Source organism: Microbispora sp. H10836 (assembly GCF_012999525.1).
Lineage (GTDB): Bacteria > Actinomycetota > Actinomycetes > Streptosporangiales > Streptosporangiaceae > Microbispora.
In genome coordinates this window covers 119,003-135,720 of the sequence record NZ_JABBWU010000023.1, presented here as the reverse complement: position 1 = coordinate 135,720, position 16,718 = coordinate 119,003, and the positions used below count along the sequence as shown (strand labels likewise).

Sequence of the window (16,718 nt, the reverse complement as noted above, 5' to 3'; positions counted from 1 at the left end):
CGGTCGCGACCGCGAGGTTGTCGTACCCGCCCGCCGCCGGACCGGAGAACCCGCCGGGAGGAGCCTGGGTGAGCCGGTTGTTACGGCCGGACTGGTCGTAGATGACGGAGATCAGGCAGGTCGTGCCGGCGCAGAACGAGTCCTGCGCGGCGGCGTCGGCGACCCCGCCCGCGCTCAGCACGCCGATGTCGCGGGTGGCGTTGTCGGAGGAACGGCGCACCTGGTAGAGCGGGCCGCTGTAGTTGCCGTACAGGGCGCGGGTCGTGCTGTGCGCCGCGACGCACGGCGTGCCGCCCGCGGCGTAGATGTCACACGGACCCTGCCCGGCGGCCTGCGACGGCGTGGCGACGCCGGCCAGCAGACCGGCGGAGAGCGCGACCGCCGCGCCCGCGGACAACAGTGCCTTCCTCAGGCGCCGTAAGTCGGAGATCATGCTGGTCCTCCGTGCCTTTCTGGATGGTGGTGGTGGTGGAAATCCGGGGGCCGTCTCAGTAGCCGAGACGGAAGGCGGCGTCCTGCCTGTCCGAGGTGCTCGAACCGGAGGAGACGGGGTCTCGACGCGCAGCACGTAGCCGGCGTGCCGTGGGTGGCGGGCCGGGATCACCGGGCGGAACGGCACGCCGACGAGTCGGCGAGGGCTCCGGACGAGCCTTAACTGCGTGCCGGAGCCGGAATCGCCTGTCCCGCGGGTCAGTAGACGTAGGGCCAGCCCGCGCCGTCCCAGCCGAGCTTGTTGATGCCGAGGCGCGAGGACCCGTCGTCGGCGTACCAGTGGTAGAAGAGGACGTCTCCGTCGCTGTCGGCGAGCACGGCCTGGTGACCGGGGCCGTGGATGCTCCCGTGGCCGGCCAGGATCTGCGTGCCGCCGCCGGACGTCATCGCCGTTCCGTTCCGGTCGACGTACGGGCCGGTGACCGAGGTCGAGCGACCCACCATGATGCGGTAGGTGCTGGACGCGCCCCTGCAGCACAGGTCGAAGGAGACGAACTGGTAGTAGTAGCCGCCGTGCCGGTAGATGAACGGCGCCTCGATCGCGCCGCCGTTACGGCCCGAGATGCTGAGGATCGTGCTGTTCGACCGCTTGCCGGTGGCCGGGTCGAGCTGGATCATCTTGATCCCCGACCAGAACGAGCCGAAGTCGAGCCACCAGCGGCCCTGGTCGTCGACGACCAGGTTGGGGTCGATGGCGTTCCAGTTGTCGGAGGTGTTCGACTCGATGACCAGGCCCTGGTTGGTCCACGATCCGGACGCCCCGGTCGTGCTGGTGGCCAGGAAGATGCCCGAGTGGTTGGAGCCGAAGGTCGAGGCCGAGTAGTACATGTAGTACTTGCCCTTGACGTAGGTGATGTCCGGCGCCCACAGCTCGTTGCTCCCGTTGGTGTACCCGTGCGCCCAGGAGGCCCCGCCGGGGAACGCCGCGCCCGCGTTGCGCCAGGTGGTCCGGTCGGTGGAGGTCTTGAGCTGGATGCCGTTGCCGGTGTAGGCGAGCAGGTAGCTCCCGTCCGGCCTCTTGGTCACCTCCGGGTCGTGCGTGGTGACGTCGCCGTTCACCGCACCGGGGTTCGGGTAGGAGGGCGGCGGTGTGCTCGTACCCCCACCGATCTTGACGAGCTGCCACTGCTGGTTGGCGCCGCCCAGGTCGGTGTATTGGGAGATGCGGCCGCCGTCGGCGGTGGACCACTCCCAGACTTCGAGGGCCTTGCCGCTGTTGCGGTTGATCAGCTTGATGTGGCCGTTGTCGGTGTCGACGACGCGGAACTGCTGGTTGGTGGCGTTCTTGTCGGTGTACTGGATGACGTCGGCGCCGTCGGCGGTGGAGCGGCCGGAGACGTCGACGACCTTGCCGCTGTGGCGGGACTTGAGGCGGTAGTAGCCGCCGCCGGAGTCGACGAACTGCCACTGCTGCCAGGCGCCGTCGTTGCGGGCCCACTGGACCAGCGGAGCGCCGTCGTTGGTGGCCATGTTGTAGACGTCCAGGGCCTTGCCGCTGTTGCGGTTGACCAGCACGTACGACGCGTTCGTGTCGATCGCCGCCGCACGGGCCGGACCGGAGGCGAGGATGCCGAGGCCCAGAGCCAGCAGCATCGCGACCACCGCCGCCACGGCGGGGCGTACGGGCGAAAGGAGGTTCATGGGGGGTGCCTCCTGCGATTGTGAGCGTTAACAACATCTCCCGAGGTGCGAAGACGCCGAAATCTCACAGTCGGTATCGGGGGGGTGGTGCGCTCAGTGTTGGCCCTTGACGGGGGTGCGTCAAGACCGACGCCCCGGGCCGGGCGATCCGGCCGCCGGGGTGCGGACGACGTCGCCACAGGTGGGCGCCGGGGCCACGGCGGCTCGCCGTACGACGGTTGGTGGCGCGTTTTCCCTGCTGCACGGCGTGCGCGGCGGGCGTGGCACGTTCCCGGCGACTGAGGCGGCTGGGGGACGCGCGACCCTGAAACTTTCAGAGCCCGCCCCGGTCTCCGTGCGCCGTCCCCGCTCCGCCTGGGGCGGACGCGGCCGCTCCGGCATGCCGGCGGCGTCCCCCGCTCGCGGTGTGCGGCCGGACGACGGTGAGCTGTGGATGCCGGGCGACGCGCTCCACCGCGGTCGTCCGGTCATCTGAAAGTTTCAATGGCTTTCGGCCTGGTTGCGGGGTGTTTCCCGGACGAGTGTCCCCGGTTGTCCGCTGCTTCGAACAGGGCTGACGTGCGTTGCCTCCAGCATAAGGTTTCCGCGGCATTACGGGAATCGTTGACAACTGGACAAGGCTGGTCCGATACTTTCGCCGATGTTCCGATAGTTTTCGGTTGCGTGTGACGGTGAGTGCCGGTGGCCACGGCCCGCCCACTGACGGCCCCGCCGACTCGTCGCACGTCACCCGCCCCCCGTCAGCCTTCTCGAGGAGGAAGCGCGCACATGATCGATGCCCCCTTGCACTGGAGAGGCCGCAGACGCGGCCGCATCAGACGGCTGGTCGTCCGAGCCTGCACCGTGGCCGCGGCGCTGGCCGTGGCGATTCTGTCGCCCGGCATCGCCAACGCGGCCGTGACCACGAACCAGACGGGCACCAACAACGGGTACTTCTACTCGTTCTGGACCGACAGCCAGGGCACCGTGTCCATGGAGCTGGGGTCCGGCGGCAACTACAGCACCTCCTGGCGCAACACCGGCAACTTCGTCGCCGGTAAGGGCTGGAGCACCGGCGGACGCAGGACCGTGACCTACTCCGGCAGCTTCAACCCGTCGGGCAACGCCTACCTGACGCTGTACGGGTGGACGAGGAACCCTCTCGTCGAGTACTACATCGTCGACAACTGGGGCACCTACCGGCCCACCGGCACCTACAAGGGCACCGTCACCACCGACGGCGGCACCTACGACATCTACCAGACCACCCGCTACAACGCCCCCTCCATCGAGGGCAACAAGACCTTCAACCAGTACTGGAGCGTCCGGCAGCAGAAGAAGACCGGCGGTACCATCACCGCCGGCAACCACTTCGACGCGTGGGCCCGTTACGGCATGAACCTGGGCAGCCACGACTACCAGATCCTCGCCACCGAGGGCTACCAGAGCAGCGGAAGCTCCAACGTGACCGTCGGCGGCACCTCCGGCGGCGGCGGCGGCGGTGGCGGCGGCGGTGGTGGCGGCGGCGGTGGCGGTGGCGGTGGCGGTGGCTGCACCGCGACGCTGTCCGCCGGCCAGTCGTGGAGTGACCGCTACAACCTCAACGTCTCGGTCAGCGGCTCCAGCAACTGGACCGTGACGATGAACGTCCCGTCCCCGGCGAAGGTCATCGCCACCTGGAACATCAGCGCCAGCTACCCCAGCGCGCAGCAACTGGTCGCCCGGCCCAACGGCAGCGGTAACAACTTCGGTGTGACCATCCAGCACAACGGCAACTACACCTGGCCGTCCGTCTCCTGCAGCGCGAGCTGATCCTCGCCCTGTAGAACCGCAACACCGCAACACCCAACGCGTGGCGCGGCGGTCCATGACCGCCGCGCCACTTCGCTGCGCGGCCGGAGGCGGATCGGCGACGACATCCGCCGACGGCGCACCGGACCGTCAGCCCCCGGTCGCGACCGGTGTCCCGGAGAGGCGGCGCAGTGCCGCCTCCGCGTACGCGAGGCGCGTGTCCGGGATGTCCAGGCGGACGATCGCCGTACGGTAGTCGTCGAGGAGCTCCCGCAACACCTCACGGGCACGCTCGTCGTCCGGCGCGTTCTCCAGCAGATCGGGAATCGTCTCCTCCGCGGCGTCCGCGACGGCCCGCCAGCGCTCCGTCTCCGCCGCGCGGCGCGCGAGCAGGACCAGGGTCAGCACGAGGGCGCGCCGCCACGTCCCCGGCGTCTCCCGGTCGAGCCGCCGGTAGCAGGCGACGGCCCGCTCGGCGGCGCCGTACGCCTCGTCGCCGGAGGACATCACGGCCGTCATGTGCAGGGCCTGTCCGAGGTCCGGCAGGACGTCGGTGCCGCCGGCGGCGTCGAGGAGCGCCACCGCCCGGCGGAGCAGATCGAGCCCCTCCCCGGTCTCGCCGAGGCGGCACCTGGCCAGACCGGCCAGCACCAGGCACCACCCGGCCCGCGCGGCCGCGCCCTCCTCCTCCGGCAGTCGCCGCGCGACATCGGCGGCGCGCAGGGCCACACCGGCCGCGTTCTCGTCGTCGCCGATCTCGGCGAGCCCGTCGACGGCGGCCTCGAGAAGAGCGGCGAGAGCGGGCCTGGCGTCGGCGTCGACCAGGACGGCCTGTTCGAGAAGCCCGATCGCCTCCCGGGCGAACGCCAGCGACCCGGCCGTGTCCCCGGCCCGGTCGCGGGTCCTCGCCGCCGAGGTCAGGGCCCTGCGGAGGTCCGCGCGTACGGCGGTGCGGCCTTCGGCGAGGAGCGCGAGGTAGAGCCCCACGGCCCGTTCGTACGCCCCGGACGCGCCGGCCAGGTCGCCGAGACCGGTGAGCAGCTCGCCGAGGGCCCCCGAGGCACGGGCCAGGAGATCGCGATACTGGGGATCCTCCGCCGCGAGATCGTCGTACGTCTCCGCCGCCTGGCGCAGGCGCGCGGCCGCGTCCTCCGGCTCGCCCAGACGGGACAGCGCGTGCCCGGCGTCCTCGTACGCCTGCGCCAGGAAGTGACGGAGCCCGGGATGCCCCGCCACGACGAGGCCCTCCAGCATCGCCACCGCGCGCAGGCTCGCGGGCGCCGCCTCGGCGGACCGGCCGGCGCGGTTGAGTGCCGAGCCGAGCCTGCCCACGCTGAGCGCGAGCTCCCCGGTCATGGGTTCCTGGGTCACCTCCCGAAGGGCCACGACGACCCGCAGCACCTCGGCCTCGTCGTCGGGCCGGCCCCGCAGGCACAGCGCGCCGGCGAGGTCGCTCAGCGAGAGCGCCAGCCGGTCCGGTCCGCCGGCCGGGACGACGGCCAGGCCCGCGGTGATCCCGGCGAGCGCGTTCAGCGCCCGGGAGATCTCGGGCCGATGCTCCGCCGTGCCCTCCAGCCGGTCGTACTCCCCGGCCAGGTCGGCCGCCGTGCAGCCCTCGTACGTCTCCCCGGCGGGGGCGTCGTCGCGTACGGGGCCGGTCAGGCCGGCGGCGCGCAGCCGGGCCTCGTCGGCGGCCTGACCGCGGCCGAGCGCGGCCAGCGCGTCGCCGAGCCGCCGCAGCGCCTCGGCGAGGTCGCCCCCGAACCGCCCGGGGCCGCGCGCGTGCAGGCGTTCGCGTACGGCGACCGCCCGCGTGGCGGCGTCGAGCGCCTCGACGGGCCGCGCGCAGGCGAGCAGGTAGCCGGCGAGGTCGCACAGCAACACGCCCAGCTCGGGGAGGTGGGGGTCGTGGTCGTCTCCGGCGATCGGTTCGAGCAGAGCGGCGCCCCGGCGAGCGAGCCGTACGGCCTCGCCGGGACGGCCGAGCTGTGCGTGGCACCAGGCGAGCCGGTCCAGGCAGAAGGCGCGCAGCCCCGGCACCTCGGGCATCGCGGCGAGGAGGGACGCCCCGCGCTCGGCCGCCTCCGCCGCCTCCCGCAGACGAGGGGTGCCGGTCAGCGAACCGGCCAGGTCGGCGAGGGCCTCCGCCAGCTCGACCCCCGGCTCCTCGCGGGCCTCGAACACCTCGACCCGGATCGCGTTCGCGTACGCTGCCTCCTCGGCGCGCCCGCTCCGCGTGGCGTAGTCGGAGGCCGCCCGCGCCGACGCCAGCAGGTCGGGCTCGACGGCCGCCGGGTCCAGGAGCCACAGCCGGTGGCGGATGGTCAGGGCGCGGTCGGCCGCCGCCCAGGCCTCGTCGAGCTCGCCGAGCCCGGCGTGGTAGCCGGAGAGGTTGCCGAGCGCGATTGCCAGTTCCCGCAGGTGCTTGCGCTCCTCCACGACCAGCCGGTCGTAGATCCCGACCGACCGCCGGGCGGCTTCGCGCGCTTGCTCGGCCAAGCCGAGCGGCGCTAGGTGCGCGCCGAGGCTGTTGAGCGCGTTGGCCAGCTCGTGCGGCTCGTCGGCCCGCTCGTAGAGGGCGACGGCCTGCTGCGCCGCCGTCACGGCCTCCTCATACAGCCCCAGCGGCCGGAGCTTGTTGGCGAGGTTGTTCCAGGCGCCCGCGACGTTCGGCCGATGGCGGGGGTCCTCCTCGCACAGCTCCTGCCACCGTCCGAGCGCGTCGCGGGCCGCCCGCTCGGCCTCCTCGTGGCGATCGGCGCCCGCCAGACTGCTGCCGAGATGGCCCATGGCCAGGGCGATCGTCTCGCGGTCGCCGGACTTCTCCGCCGCGGACACCGCACGCTCCGCCCAGCGCAGCGCGGACTCGTGCCGGCCGCACGTGAAGTCCACCTCGGCGAGGCGGCCGAGGAGCCGCGCGTATGAGGCGGCCCAGTCCGAGTCCGCTGCCGCCAGCAGCTTGAACAGGCGCGCCGCCACCGTCAGGACGGACGCCGCCTCGCTGAGCAGGCCCTCGGCGAAGAGGACCTCCGCCAGCCGGTACAGCTCCGGCGCGAACCCCTCACGGAAGTCCTCGCTGCCCGGCACCGCGGCGAGGTAGGCGTCCTTCGCCTCTGTCAGCCGGCCGTGCTCCAGCAGCCGCCTGCCGTACGTCCACCGGGTCAGCGACCGGGTCATCTGCTGGTCGTCATCCAGCCGGCCCGCCATCTCCACGGCCTCCGCCGCCGCCGTGAGCGCCTCGTCATGACGACCGAGCTGTGACAGGGGATCGGAGACGAGGTTCAGGGCCAAGGCGAGCTGTGTCAGGTGTCCGACATGCTCATCGGCGATCCGGCGCAGGCGGGCCACCGCTTGGAGACAATCGTCCACGGCCTCGTCCACCCGGTCGAGCCACAGCAAGGCGCTCGCCCGGTCGCGCAGCAGCATCGCGACCTGGAACCCGCAGTCGGCGTCCGGCAACGTCGGCAGGAGCGTCCGTGCGCAGGTGAGGCCTGTGTCGCAGACCGTAAGCACCTCAGCGTGCTCCCCGCACCGCAGGAGAAGGTCGGACTGCTCGTGACAAGTGAGCAGGATGTCCACGGCGAAACGCGGGTTGTCCACCAGGCAGTGCTGGTAGTACTCGAGAGCCTGCCGCTTCGCGGCGGCCGCCTCGCCGATGCGCCCGAGTGCGGCCAGGTTGGTGCCGCAGTCCCGGATGGCCCGCGCGTACATGCCCTGACGGTGGAAGTCGTCGGCGGCGTGGGGCCGGAGCACGGCGGCGCATTCCTCGGCGAGCTCCAGCGCCTCCGCATGCCGGCCCTGACCGGCCAGTATCCAGGCCAGCATGCCGAGCGCGTTGGCGAAGTCCGCGAGACGCGACTCGCTCTGCGGCCGGACCAGCTCGACGACGATCCGGCGGGCGAGGATCAGGTCGTCCACGCGGCCAAGGCGGTCGAACTCCTCGCCGAGGCGAATCACCTCGTCGGTCACCGCGTACAGGAGCTCCTCGGCGTCGTCGCTGCCGGGGATCGGCTCGACGTCGGGGGCGCGGGCCGCCAGCGTCTCGATCGACCGGCGCACCTCGGCGTCGAGCAGGTGGGGAGCCAGAGCGCCGAGCCTGGCGCAGGCGTCGAGGAGTTCCATCTACTGGTCTTTCGGGGGGAGGAAGCCGGATAACTGAGATGTAAGGGGTAGGGATCACGACCCTAAGTGGCTGCTGTGAATCAAGTCCACAGAGTTTTGTCACGGTCCAGTGACGGTCGTCCGACGCGCGAGGCCGTACCGGCTGGGAACGCTGGGCCGGATGAACACGACGCGGGCGGCCGCGCCCGCGATTCCGGCGGCCCGGGCGCCATGGCAGGTGTCGCAGCCGAGAGCCGTGTAAAGGCAGGTGCGCCGGTCGTTCCAGTCCGTGCCGACAGCCCTCGACCTGCTGATCCACGGCCCTCCCGGGTTGCGGCAGACCTCGTCCCGGGCCTCGCCGGTCATCACGCAGGGCCGCCGGGGCAGCCGGGTGACGACGACCGGGTCGCCGTCGGCGAGGGGTTCCCCGGTATGGGTGCCGATCGGGGTCAGCAGCCCCGCCGTCCAGCGCAGGACGGCCGGCTGGCCGAAGCGGCGGGCGACCTCCAGCACGAGGCTCTCCTGGGCTCCCACCGCGACCATCGACTGCTCGGCCCAGGCGAACTCCGGATGGTGGCATGCGGCGTCGGTCCGCAGGCGCAGGCCGCGCTCGTGCAGGTCGTCGAGCAGCCGCCTGTGCGCGTCCAGATTGTGGGCCAGGCGTCCCGGCAGGCCGCCCGGGTTCCAGCCCGTCAGCACGTGCGCGACCTCGCCCAGAGGGTGCGGAATCTCGTCGGTGTCCGGCCCGCCGACCGCGGGGCCCACCCGCAGGATGTGGTCGTCCAGCGTGAGGCGGAGCACGGCGCCGGTCCAGGCGGCGGCGATGTCGGGCTGCTCGTCCGGGCGTTCTGCGACGAACAGATCGGCCAGGTCGCGCTCGGGGGCGCCGGGCCGGTGCACGTGCCACCGCAGCTTGCAGTGCGGGCACTGAGCGTAGTACACGCCGGGGAACGCCTCGATGACAGGCTCGCGCGGCCCGATGTTCATGCCGTTGTAGAAGACGCCGCAGCCGGGGCAGTGGGTGCGGCGCAGGGCGTAGGGATCGTTCGGGACGGGCATCACGCACCTCCGGGGCCTGGGACCCCGGTGGCCCGACCGGCCCCGGTGATCCGCCGTTCTCCGCGCGCCACGCGCGGAGCGGGTCGTCACCCGGGGCACCCGCAGCGGGCGGGATGCCGTCCAGCGAGCCGGGGCTTGGCGCTGGAACTCGTGACCCAGGCCGGGACATTAACGACGTACGCGTTGATGGTCAACATCTGGCCAGAAACCGGACTGCCGTGCCGGCATCCGGTCCGGGTCACGAGGCCGATCGCGCCCCTGGACGTTCGTCGGCCGGCAACCTCGCCTCACCGCGCAAGGTGCTCTCCAGGGAAGACCTGGCCGCTGCCGGTCCCGGCAGGGGCAAGCGCGGATCTCCCTGCCCACGGGTAAGGGGGTCCGGAACCACAAGGACCCTCATGACCGCGTCCTGGCACATCTACGGCACCGCCGCCGTCTGTTCGCGGCGGACGTGCTCGCGGCCCTCGGCTTCACCGTCCGTCGCGGAGACGACCTCCTTCGGGCCTGCCTCGGGTGCTGACAGGAGGCTTGTAGGGTGCGGTGCGTGACCGGTGAGACCGATCTGCCCACGCTGCTGACCACGATGCGCCCGCGGCTCAACCCTGGCCGCTACGTGTTCACCACGGTCGACGGCGACGTCCCGCCGGGCGTCAGGCCCGTCGTCACGGTCGCCGAGGAGGAGGGCCTCACACTGGTCCTGCCGCAGCGGGACGCCGACGCGGCAGGACTGACGTACGACTACGTGACGGGCTGGATCACGCTGCGCGTCCACTCGGCACTCGAAGCCGTCGGCCTGACCGCCGCCTTCGCGCAGGCACTCGCCGCCGCGGGCCTGAGCTGCAACGTCGTCGCCGGATTCCACCACGACCACCTCTTCGTGCCGTACGAGCGCGTCGGCGAGGCGGTCGAGGTGCTGGAGGACCTCGCCCGGCGGTCCGCCTGACGACTCACCGGCGGGACCGCGCCCTCCCTGCAGGCGGTCGCAGCATGGGCACCCGTAGCGGAGCACCGGCCAAGCCCGCCCGCGCCCCCAAGGACCCCGAAGCCGCCCCGCCCGGCCTGTTCTGAACCGGTAGCGGCTCTCCCCGACAGCGGTCATAGTTCGAGTGCGCCTCGGCGCATCCGCAGGAACCAGAGCGATTGCCTTGACCAGCAGTATCGGTGAGGGGCAGGGACACTCCTCCCTGCCCACCCGGCGCTGCGAAAGGAGCGAAGGGATGTCAGACCTTCCCCAGGTGATCACCACGAGGGGCAGTGACCGTTACCACGCCGGCGAGGAATGCCCCATGTGGCTGGCCGGCCGGCTCGGCAGCGAAAGCCAGGGCAACCGCCTGCACAACGTCCTGCGGATGTCCGAAGCGGAGGCCCGAGCCGACGGCTGGACGCCCTGTCCCGGCTGTGTCGGCACCGGACACATGTGAGCTGTTAAGCGAGAGGAGTACCTTCTCGGCCTTTTCCCTTCCTGGAGAGGCCGGGATTCCAAGGGCTCGCGAGCGGAGGTAGCCTGCGTGGGTTTCGCTGACACAGAAAGGTCTTTTACGGCACCTTCCTGAGGCCGCCGGATCAGCTCTGTCCCGTGGGTATGCCGCAACCGATGGGAGCCCCCAGCGCCGACGTTCCCGGCTGGCGTGACCTCGCCCAGCATGATCAAGATGAAAGCGCAACACGGTCACGGACTTGATTCCGGTTGGGTCGATATCGGTTTTCCGGCGCCTTTGCCGCTGTGACGTCTTTTATCGGCATAGTAGTTTGCGTTCATGTTCAGCCCATTTGCTGCATGCCGGGCAGCCGCTCTGCGGCCCACGGTCGTCTGGGCGGCCGTCGCCGGGGTCATCGCCGCCGGGTCGCCGATCGCGCTGGGCTCATCTCCCGCGTACGCACGGGATCCGGGCTCCTCCGCCAACGCCGTCATCGTCTGGGACCGGAACGCTCAGACCGCGATCTGGGACATCGCCGGTCAGCAGCCGCAGGTCCAGGCGCGTAGCTTCGCGATGGTGCACGGAGCGGTCTACGACGCGGTGAACGCGATCGCCGGTGCTCCCTACCAGCCATACCTGGTCGCACCGGCCGCCGATGGCACCGAGTCGACGGACGCGGCCGTCGCGACCGCGGGCTACCTGGTGCTGCACGCGCTGTTTCCCGACCAGCAGGCGAGATTGAAGGCCCAGTACGATGAGTCGCTGGGCGCGATACCCGACGGCGCCGCGAAACAGCGTGGAATCAGCGTGGGCACGCAGGCGGCCGATGCGATGATCGCAGCGCGACGGAACGACGGAGCGTTCGGCGACCAGACCTGGCCCGTGGGCACCCGCCCTGGTCAGTGGCGGCCGGCGCCGCCCGCGTTCGCCTCGGACGGGGCCTGGGTCGGTCACCTCAAGCCGTTCCTCATCCCGAGGGCGTCCATGTTCCGTACGTCCGGCCCGCCGGCGCTCACCAGCCGCCGGTACGCCCGGGACTTCAACGAGGTCAAGACGGTCGGCTCGGCGACCAGCACGGTCAGGACGGCCGACCAGACGAAGGCCGCGATCTGGTGGCACGACCGGCATCTGGCCGAGTGGGAGATCAAGCGCCAGCTCGCGACGCAGCAGCGACTGAACACCCTTCAGACGGCGCGGATGTTCGCGATGGTCGACCTGGCCGAGGCCGACGCCACAATCGCCTGTTACAACGAGAAGGCGGCGTGGAACTTCTGGCGGCCGGTCACCGCGATCCGGCTGGCCGACACGGACGGCAATCCGGAGACGTCCGCCGACCCCGAGTGGACGCCGTTGCTCGTCACGCCGCCGCACCCCGACTACACGTCCGGGCACACCTGTTTCACCGCGGCGAGCATGTCGGCGCTGAGGTACTTCTTCGGACGGGATGACATCCCCTTCAGCGGCTACAGCGCCGACTCGGGTACGACCAGGTATTTCCGCGGTTTCTCCCAGGCGCTCGCCGAGGTCGTCGAGGCCCGAGTCTGGGGCGGCATCCACACCCGTACGGCGGACGTGCAGGGCGCGAAGATCGGTGCGCAGGTCACCGCCTACATGGTCACGCACTATTTCAAGCAGAGGCCGAGGAGCCGGTAGAGCCCACCATGCGGGAGACTCCTGCGGCCAGGAGATGCGTCTTCTTCGACGTCGACGGCACTCTTATCGATGCCCTGCACAACCAGCGGCGAGTTTGGGCGGCATGGGCGGTGCGGTTCGGCCTGGATCCCGAGGATGTCTATCGCGTCGCGCAGCGGACCCGGCCGGTGGAGACCTTCGCTCTCGTCGCGCCGGACCGGGATCCGCGTGCTTGCCTGGCCGCGCTGCACGAACTGGAGGACGAGGACGTGCGGTCCGGCGTCTACACGGCTTTCGATGGCGCGTCGGCGTTGCTGCATGCCCTGCCGCCGGGCTCGTGGGCGCTGGTGACGTCGAACTACGCCCACCGGATTTGTGGGCGCTTCGCCCGCACAGGGTTGCCCGTACCCGAGGTCATCGTGGACGCGGCGGCGGTCGAGCAGGGCAAGCCCTCTCCCGGCCCCTATCTGCTTGCCGCCGAGCGGGTCGGCGCCACCCCAGGGCAGTGCCTTGCCGTGGAGGACGCTCCTTCCGGCGTACAGGCCGGCCTCCGGGCCGGGATGACCGTGTGGAACGTCAACGTGCCCGTCGCCGTCGATGGTGCGCATCGTCATTTCAGGAACCTGCGGGACGCTGCGGACGACATCCTGGCATTTGCCACAGGCGAGAAGTGGACCCGACTGCACGGACTCAACCCGCCTGAAGCGCGGCCGGGGCCGGGCGGAGCTACGGCGATCCGCCCGGCCTTGGTGGTGATTCATTAAGGTCACGGGCAGTTGCCGATGTCGCTTTCGGCGGAGGCCAGGACGACGTTGGTCTTGGCCAGCCCGAGGGCGTCGACGGTGACGTGGACCGCGTTGACGGTCAGGCCGTTGTCGGGCGTGGTGAATGGAATCTGCTCGTTGAGGACGAGCTTGACGACACCGACGTTGACCGTGGTGTTCGGTTGGACATTGGTGGGTTCTGCGATGACCACCGTGTTGCCGACCTTGAGAGAGGCGATCGTGGTGGTTCCGGTGGAGCCGTCGCAGGTGGTGGTGGAGCTGGATTTGATGGCCCCGACGGTGATCACCGGGATGCCGGTGATTCCGATGGTGGTGTCGTCGATGGAGGCGGTGGCCACGGACTTGCCGGGGAACTCAGTGGTGGCGACCTTGGCGCACAGGGCGTGCGCGCTGATCAGTCCGCTGAGGGTGGCGGTGCAGGGCACCGAGGTGGCGCCGGTCGAAGTGGTGGAGATGGGGCCGGTGTCGGGGGTGCGGGCGATGTTGACCAGTTGGATGCCGGCCAGGGCGGCGCTGGCGGTCAGGCCGTAGGCCCGTCCGGTCAGCCGCTGCGGCGTGACGGTGACTTGTTCGTCGCTGCACGGTGAGGTGACGGAGTTGTTGTTGGCGTCGCCGCCGTAGGTGGCGGTCCACCGGTAGGTGCCGGCCGCGCCGATGGTCACGTTGCCGGATGCGGCGGTGCCGCTGCCGGACAGGTCGTCGGTGCGGGTGGCGATCGGCGTAGTGCAGTCGGTGTCGCCGGGGGCGTACAGCTTGAACGTCACGGTACCGGTGGGGTGGAACCCGCCGGAGATGGTGGCGGTGTCGGACACGGCGCCACCGGCCGGTACGGACCCCGATGGGGTGGTGGCGATGCCCGGGGTGGCCTTGACGACCACGACCTCTTCATCGCCGCACTCGGAGGTGACCGGGTTGTTGGCGTCATCGCCGCTGTAGGAGGCCACCCACCGGTAGGTACCCACCCCGCCCGCGGCGATGTTCCCGGACGCGGCGGTGCCGCTGCCCGACACCGTCCCGGTACGCGTCTCGATGGGCGTCGCACAGTCGGTGTCACCAGGCCCGAACAGCTCGAACGTGACGGTGCCCGTCGGATGGAACCCACCGGACAGGGTCGCCGTATCCGAGACGTTCCCGCCCGCGGGCACCTGGCCCGACGGCGTTGTGGCGATCGACGGGGTCACCTTCGGAACGTGTTCGGTGATCGTTTCAGTGAAACCTGGTGACAGGACGCCGTTGAGCAGGAAGTCCACCTTGCAGGTAAAGGTGCTTCCCGGTGTGGCTCCGGCGCCGACGGAGACGGTCTCGGTGAAGGTGGCGTCATCGCCGCTGGTCACCGTACGGCTGCCCGGGGTCAGGGACACCGACAGGTTCGGATCGCAGTCGCGCAGCTGGTGGGTGACCGTGACCGGCAGGTTGTGCAGGGCCGCCAGGATGGTGTCGCTGACCTCCGAGGCGTTGAGGCCGGAGAACAGCTGTCCATCCGTGGCATCGGTGATCGCGGCCGCCTGCCCGGTTGAGTTCAGCCCGGACAGGTCGAACGCGAGCACGGTGATGTCGGCCGCCTGCAGGGCGCTGATCGCATTGGCCAGCGTATGGCCGTTGCTGGGGTCATGGCTGGGGGCGTCCCCGATCAGCAACACGATCCGGGAGCTGTTCGGCCGGAAGCCGACCGCCCCGGACGCGACCTGGAACAGACCGTTGATGCCGTCCTCGGGGAAGTCGCCGCCGCCCGACGCGACCAGCGAGTTGAGACCGTTGGTGACGTCGGTCTGGTTGGCGGTGAGGTTCTGCGCCACCCGGAACGGCGTCGCGTCCCCCATGTCCCTGTACTCGGCGACCGCGAACTGGGCGTCCGGCTGCGCCGAAGCGACGTTGGACAAGATCGTGTTCGCGTTGGTCCGCACGTTCGAGATGACCCCGCCCATGCTCCCTGTTGTGTCGATCAGGACCGTGATATCCGGCTTGGGAGGGATCGCCGGTGTGGACACGGTCTTGGCGATCGTCGTCGAGTCGCCCGGAGCCAGTTCCAGAGTCACGCTCGCCGGTGTGACCCCGGGCGCGGCGGACGCCGTCCCCACCCCGGCCACCAGCATCGCACCGGCCACCACCACGCACACGGCGGCCCGTAATTTTCGCGTCGTTCTCACGGTGTCATTCCTTCTGGTGTGGCGTTATGCCACAACGAATTCGGGATTGCTGGCCGTGCAGAATTTCTATGATTGCGCCAACCCGGGACGTCCTCTCCTCGCGTGCCGGCGCAATCGGTTACCAAATTGCATTTGTTGACGACCTCGGTGACCTTTTCGGTGCAGCCGCTGATCAGCGAGGGGGTGTGGCCACGGTCATATGGTGACTGGTCATTGAATAGATGTAAATAGGCCACTTACAGCAAGTTCCCGACTGGCCACAGTCGGCCACCCCTTGCCGGTGAGAGGTGCCTGTGAGTAGTGAATCTTTTTCAGATACGCCCGATGAAATGCGTGATCGGCCGTTTTCCGCTGAGAAAAGAGCGGCCGTTTCCCGTCCTCTGGACCGTCTGAATCGCGGTTATGAGCATCGCCGCAGAGTCGACCGACAGCTCCCCAGTCCATTCGGCATCGGTCGGATCCGACGGATACGCCGGCTTCCGGTCATGACTCCGGCACCTCGGCGAGGCGCAATCGCGGCGTCCTCAGCCGTGGGCGCCCAAACAGACACCACGCATTTCCGGCTGCAGAGGCCTGGCAGGTTCAACCGGTCGCCGCATCCGGCCGCACCAAGTTGTGGTGGATTGGGAGTGCCTCGGACGCGGCCGGGTCGTCGCCCACTCCGGCGTCTGCCAGATGACCTCCTACGAACCGGTCCGCTGCGGCCGCGTCTACCATTTCCGCCGCCGCGCCCTCGCTCGTCACGACGTGCCGCTCGTGTCCTGGACGGCCGGATGGTGGCGTCACGAGGAGGCGTACGAGTGGCCGGACGCCGGAACGCTCCGCTTCACGGGCGACGAGCTTCGCGCGGCCGGTATGACCGCCAACCTGTAGCCGCCTCGTCGAGGCGGGGTGCGGCCCCTGCCCGGTGATAGCAGGCAGGGACCGCACCCCACTGTAACGACCACGTCCGAGGGTTCTCATGCATCCGCACTGCTACTTCTGGACGGGAGTCGGCGACGACCGCCGCAACGAGGCCGAACGCGGCCCGCCCCCGCCCTCCGGTGATCCCGGGCCGTTCCTGGCCTCGCCGCTGCCGCCGATGCGTACGTGCGAGTGGCTGCTCAACTCAAGCCCCGCAACCGCATCGACGTCTCCCCGGGCTCGGTGGGGGAGGCGCTAGAGTGGCTGACCGAGCGCTACCGCGCGGCGGAGTCGCACCGCTGTCCGGCATCCTGAGCCGCCCGCCGCCGGAAGGGACAAACTTCTGCACGCATCACCCCAGGGGTGTGGTAGCGTACATGGCGTTGCAGTTGTGGTACCCATGAAACTTGTGTGCGCCTGACGGTATGTGACCTTCAGGCGCATTTTTGTTTTCCCGGCCATCTCCGGAGGGGGCCTCATCCGGCGACGCGGGATCCGCGCGGTGCGGATTTCGGTTCGGTCCCTGATAAAGGAGATTCATTATGGCTATCGGAACCGTGAAGTGGTTCAACTCGGAAAAGGGCTTCGGCTTCATCGAGCAGGAGGGTGGCGGCCCCGACGTCTTCGCCCACTACTCGAACATCGCCGCCCGCGGATACCGTGAGCTGCAGGAGGGCCAGAAGGTGTCGTTCGACATCACCCAGGGCCAGAAGGGCCCCCAGGCCGAGAACATCGTGCCCGCCTGAACCCAGGCCCGCATCTGATTCGGG

General features: G+C 70.2%; 12 protein-coding genes and 2 riboswitches. Of the genes, 7 read left to right on the top strand and 5 right to left on the bottom strand.

The window, feature by feature from the left end; translation table 11 throughout:
* Together HHX30_RS33105 and HHX30_RS33100 are read right to left on the bottom strand one after the other, a co-directional pair.
* A partial coding sequence (locus HHX30_RS33105) for an arabinofuranosidase catalytic domain-containing protein (RefSeq protein WP_211592939.1) occupies positions 1 to 433 on the bottom strand: 433 nt, incomplete at its 3' end.
* 257 nt (positions 434 to 690) lie between these two features.
* Entirely contained in the window at positions 691 to 2,133 is a 1,443-nt protein-coding gene (locus tag HHX30_RS33100) for an RICIN domain-containing protein (RefSeq protein ID WP_169987055.1), read from the bottom strand.
* 768 nt (positions 2,134 to 2,901) lie between these two features.
* Between HHX30_RS33100 and HHX30_RS33095 the strand changes: the two genes are divergently transcribed.
* On the top strand, positions 2,902 to 3,924 hold the full coding sequence (locus HHX30_RS33095) for a glycoside hydrolase family 11 protein (RefSeq protein WP_169987053.1): 1,023 nt from the start codon (positions 2,902 to 2,904) through the stop codon (positions 3,922 to 3,924).
* Between the two features lie 129 nt (positions 3,925 to 4,053).
* Here HHX30_RS33095 and HHX30_RS33090 read toward each other — a convergent pair whose 3' ends face one another.
* Together HHX30_RS33090 and HHX30_RS33085 are read right to left on the bottom strand one after the other, a co-directional pair.
* Positions 4,054 to 8,025, bottom strand: a complete 3,972-nt coding sequence (locus HHX30_RS33090; RefSeq protein ID WP_169987051.1) for a tetratricopeptide repeat protein — start codon at positions 8,023 to 8,025, stop codon at positions 4,054 to 4,056.
* Positions 8,026 to 8,124: 99 nt separating this feature from the next.
* Complete coding sequence (locus tag HHX30_RS33085; protein ID WP_169987049.1) at positions 8,125 to 9,063, bottom strand: DUF3293 domain-containing protein; 939 nt, start codon at positions 9,061 to 9,063, stop codon at positions 8,125 to 8,127.
* Between the two features lie 47 nt (positions 9,064 to 9,110).
* Positions 9,111 to 9,219: riboswitch (SAM riboswitch) on the bottom strand.
* An 80-nt stretch (positions 9,220 to 9,299) separates the two neighbouring features.
* Positions 9,300 to 9,418: riboswitch (SAM riboswitch) on the top strand.
* Positions 9,419 to 9,607: 189 nt separating this feature from the next.
* Between HHX30_RS33085 and HHX30_RS33080 the strand changes: the two genes are divergently transcribed.
* The 4 genes from HHX30_RS33080 to HHX30_RS33065 all read left to right on the top strand — a co-directional run bounded on the left by HHX30_RS33080 (position 9,608) and on the right by HHX30_RS33065 (position 12,877).
* Positions 9,608 to 10,006 (top strand): ACT domain-containing protein, encoded by a 399-nt coding sequence (locus HHX30_RS33080; protein ID WP_169987047.1) that lies wholly within the window; start codon positions 9,608 to 9,610, stop codon positions 10,004 to 10,006.
* Between the two features lie 274 nt (positions 10,007 to 10,280).
* Complete coding sequence (locus HHX30_RS33075; RefSeq protein WP_169987045.1) at positions 10,281 to 10,484, top strand: hypothetical protein; 204 nt, start codon at positions 10,281 to 10,283, stop codon at positions 10,482 to 10,484.
* 336 nt (positions 10,485 to 10,820) lie between these two features.
* Complete coding sequence (locus tag HHX30_RS33070; RefSeq protein ID WP_169987043.1) at positions 10,821 to 12,134, top strand: vanadium-dependent haloperoxidase; 1,314 nt, start codon at positions 10,821 to 10,823, stop codon at positions 12,132 to 12,134.
* An 8-nt stretch (positions 12,135 to 12,142) separates the two neighbouring features.
* On the top strand, positions 12,143 to 12,877 hold the full coding sequence (locus HHX30_RS33065; RefSeq protein WP_169987041.1) for an HAD-IA family hydrolase: 735 nt from the start codon (positions 12,143 to 12,145) through the stop codon (positions 12,875 to 12,877).
* A gap of 2 nt (positions 12,878 to 12,879) precedes the next feature.
* On the opposite strand, the gene HHX30_RS42955 is transcribed toward HHX30_RS33065, so the two are convergent.
* Positions 12,880 to 15,045 (bottom strand): vWA domain-containing protein, encoded by a 2,166-nt coding sequence (locus tag HHX30_RS42955; RefSeq protein ID WP_169987039.1) that lies wholly within the window; start codon positions 15,043 to 15,045, stop codon positions 12,880 to 12,882.
* A 675-nt stretch (positions 15,046 to 15,720) separates the two neighbouring features.
* Between HHX30_RS42955 and HHX30_RS33055 the strand changes: the two genes are divergently transcribed.
* Both HHX30_RS33055 and HHX30_RS33050 read left to right on the top strand, forming a co-directional pair.
* Positions 15,721 to 15,918 (top strand): hypothetical protein, encoded by a 198-nt coding sequence (locus HHX30_RS33055; RefSeq protein WP_211592938.1) that lies wholly within the window; start codon positions 15,721 to 15,723, stop codon positions 15,916 to 15,918.
* A 572-nt stretch (positions 15,919 to 16,490) separates the two neighbouring features.
* Entirely contained in the window at positions 16,491 to 16,694 is a 204-nt protein-coding gene (locus HHX30_RS33050; RefSeq protein ID WP_169987035.1) for a cold-shock protein, read from the top strand.
* Positions 16,695 to 16,718 lie beyond the last annotated feature (24 nt).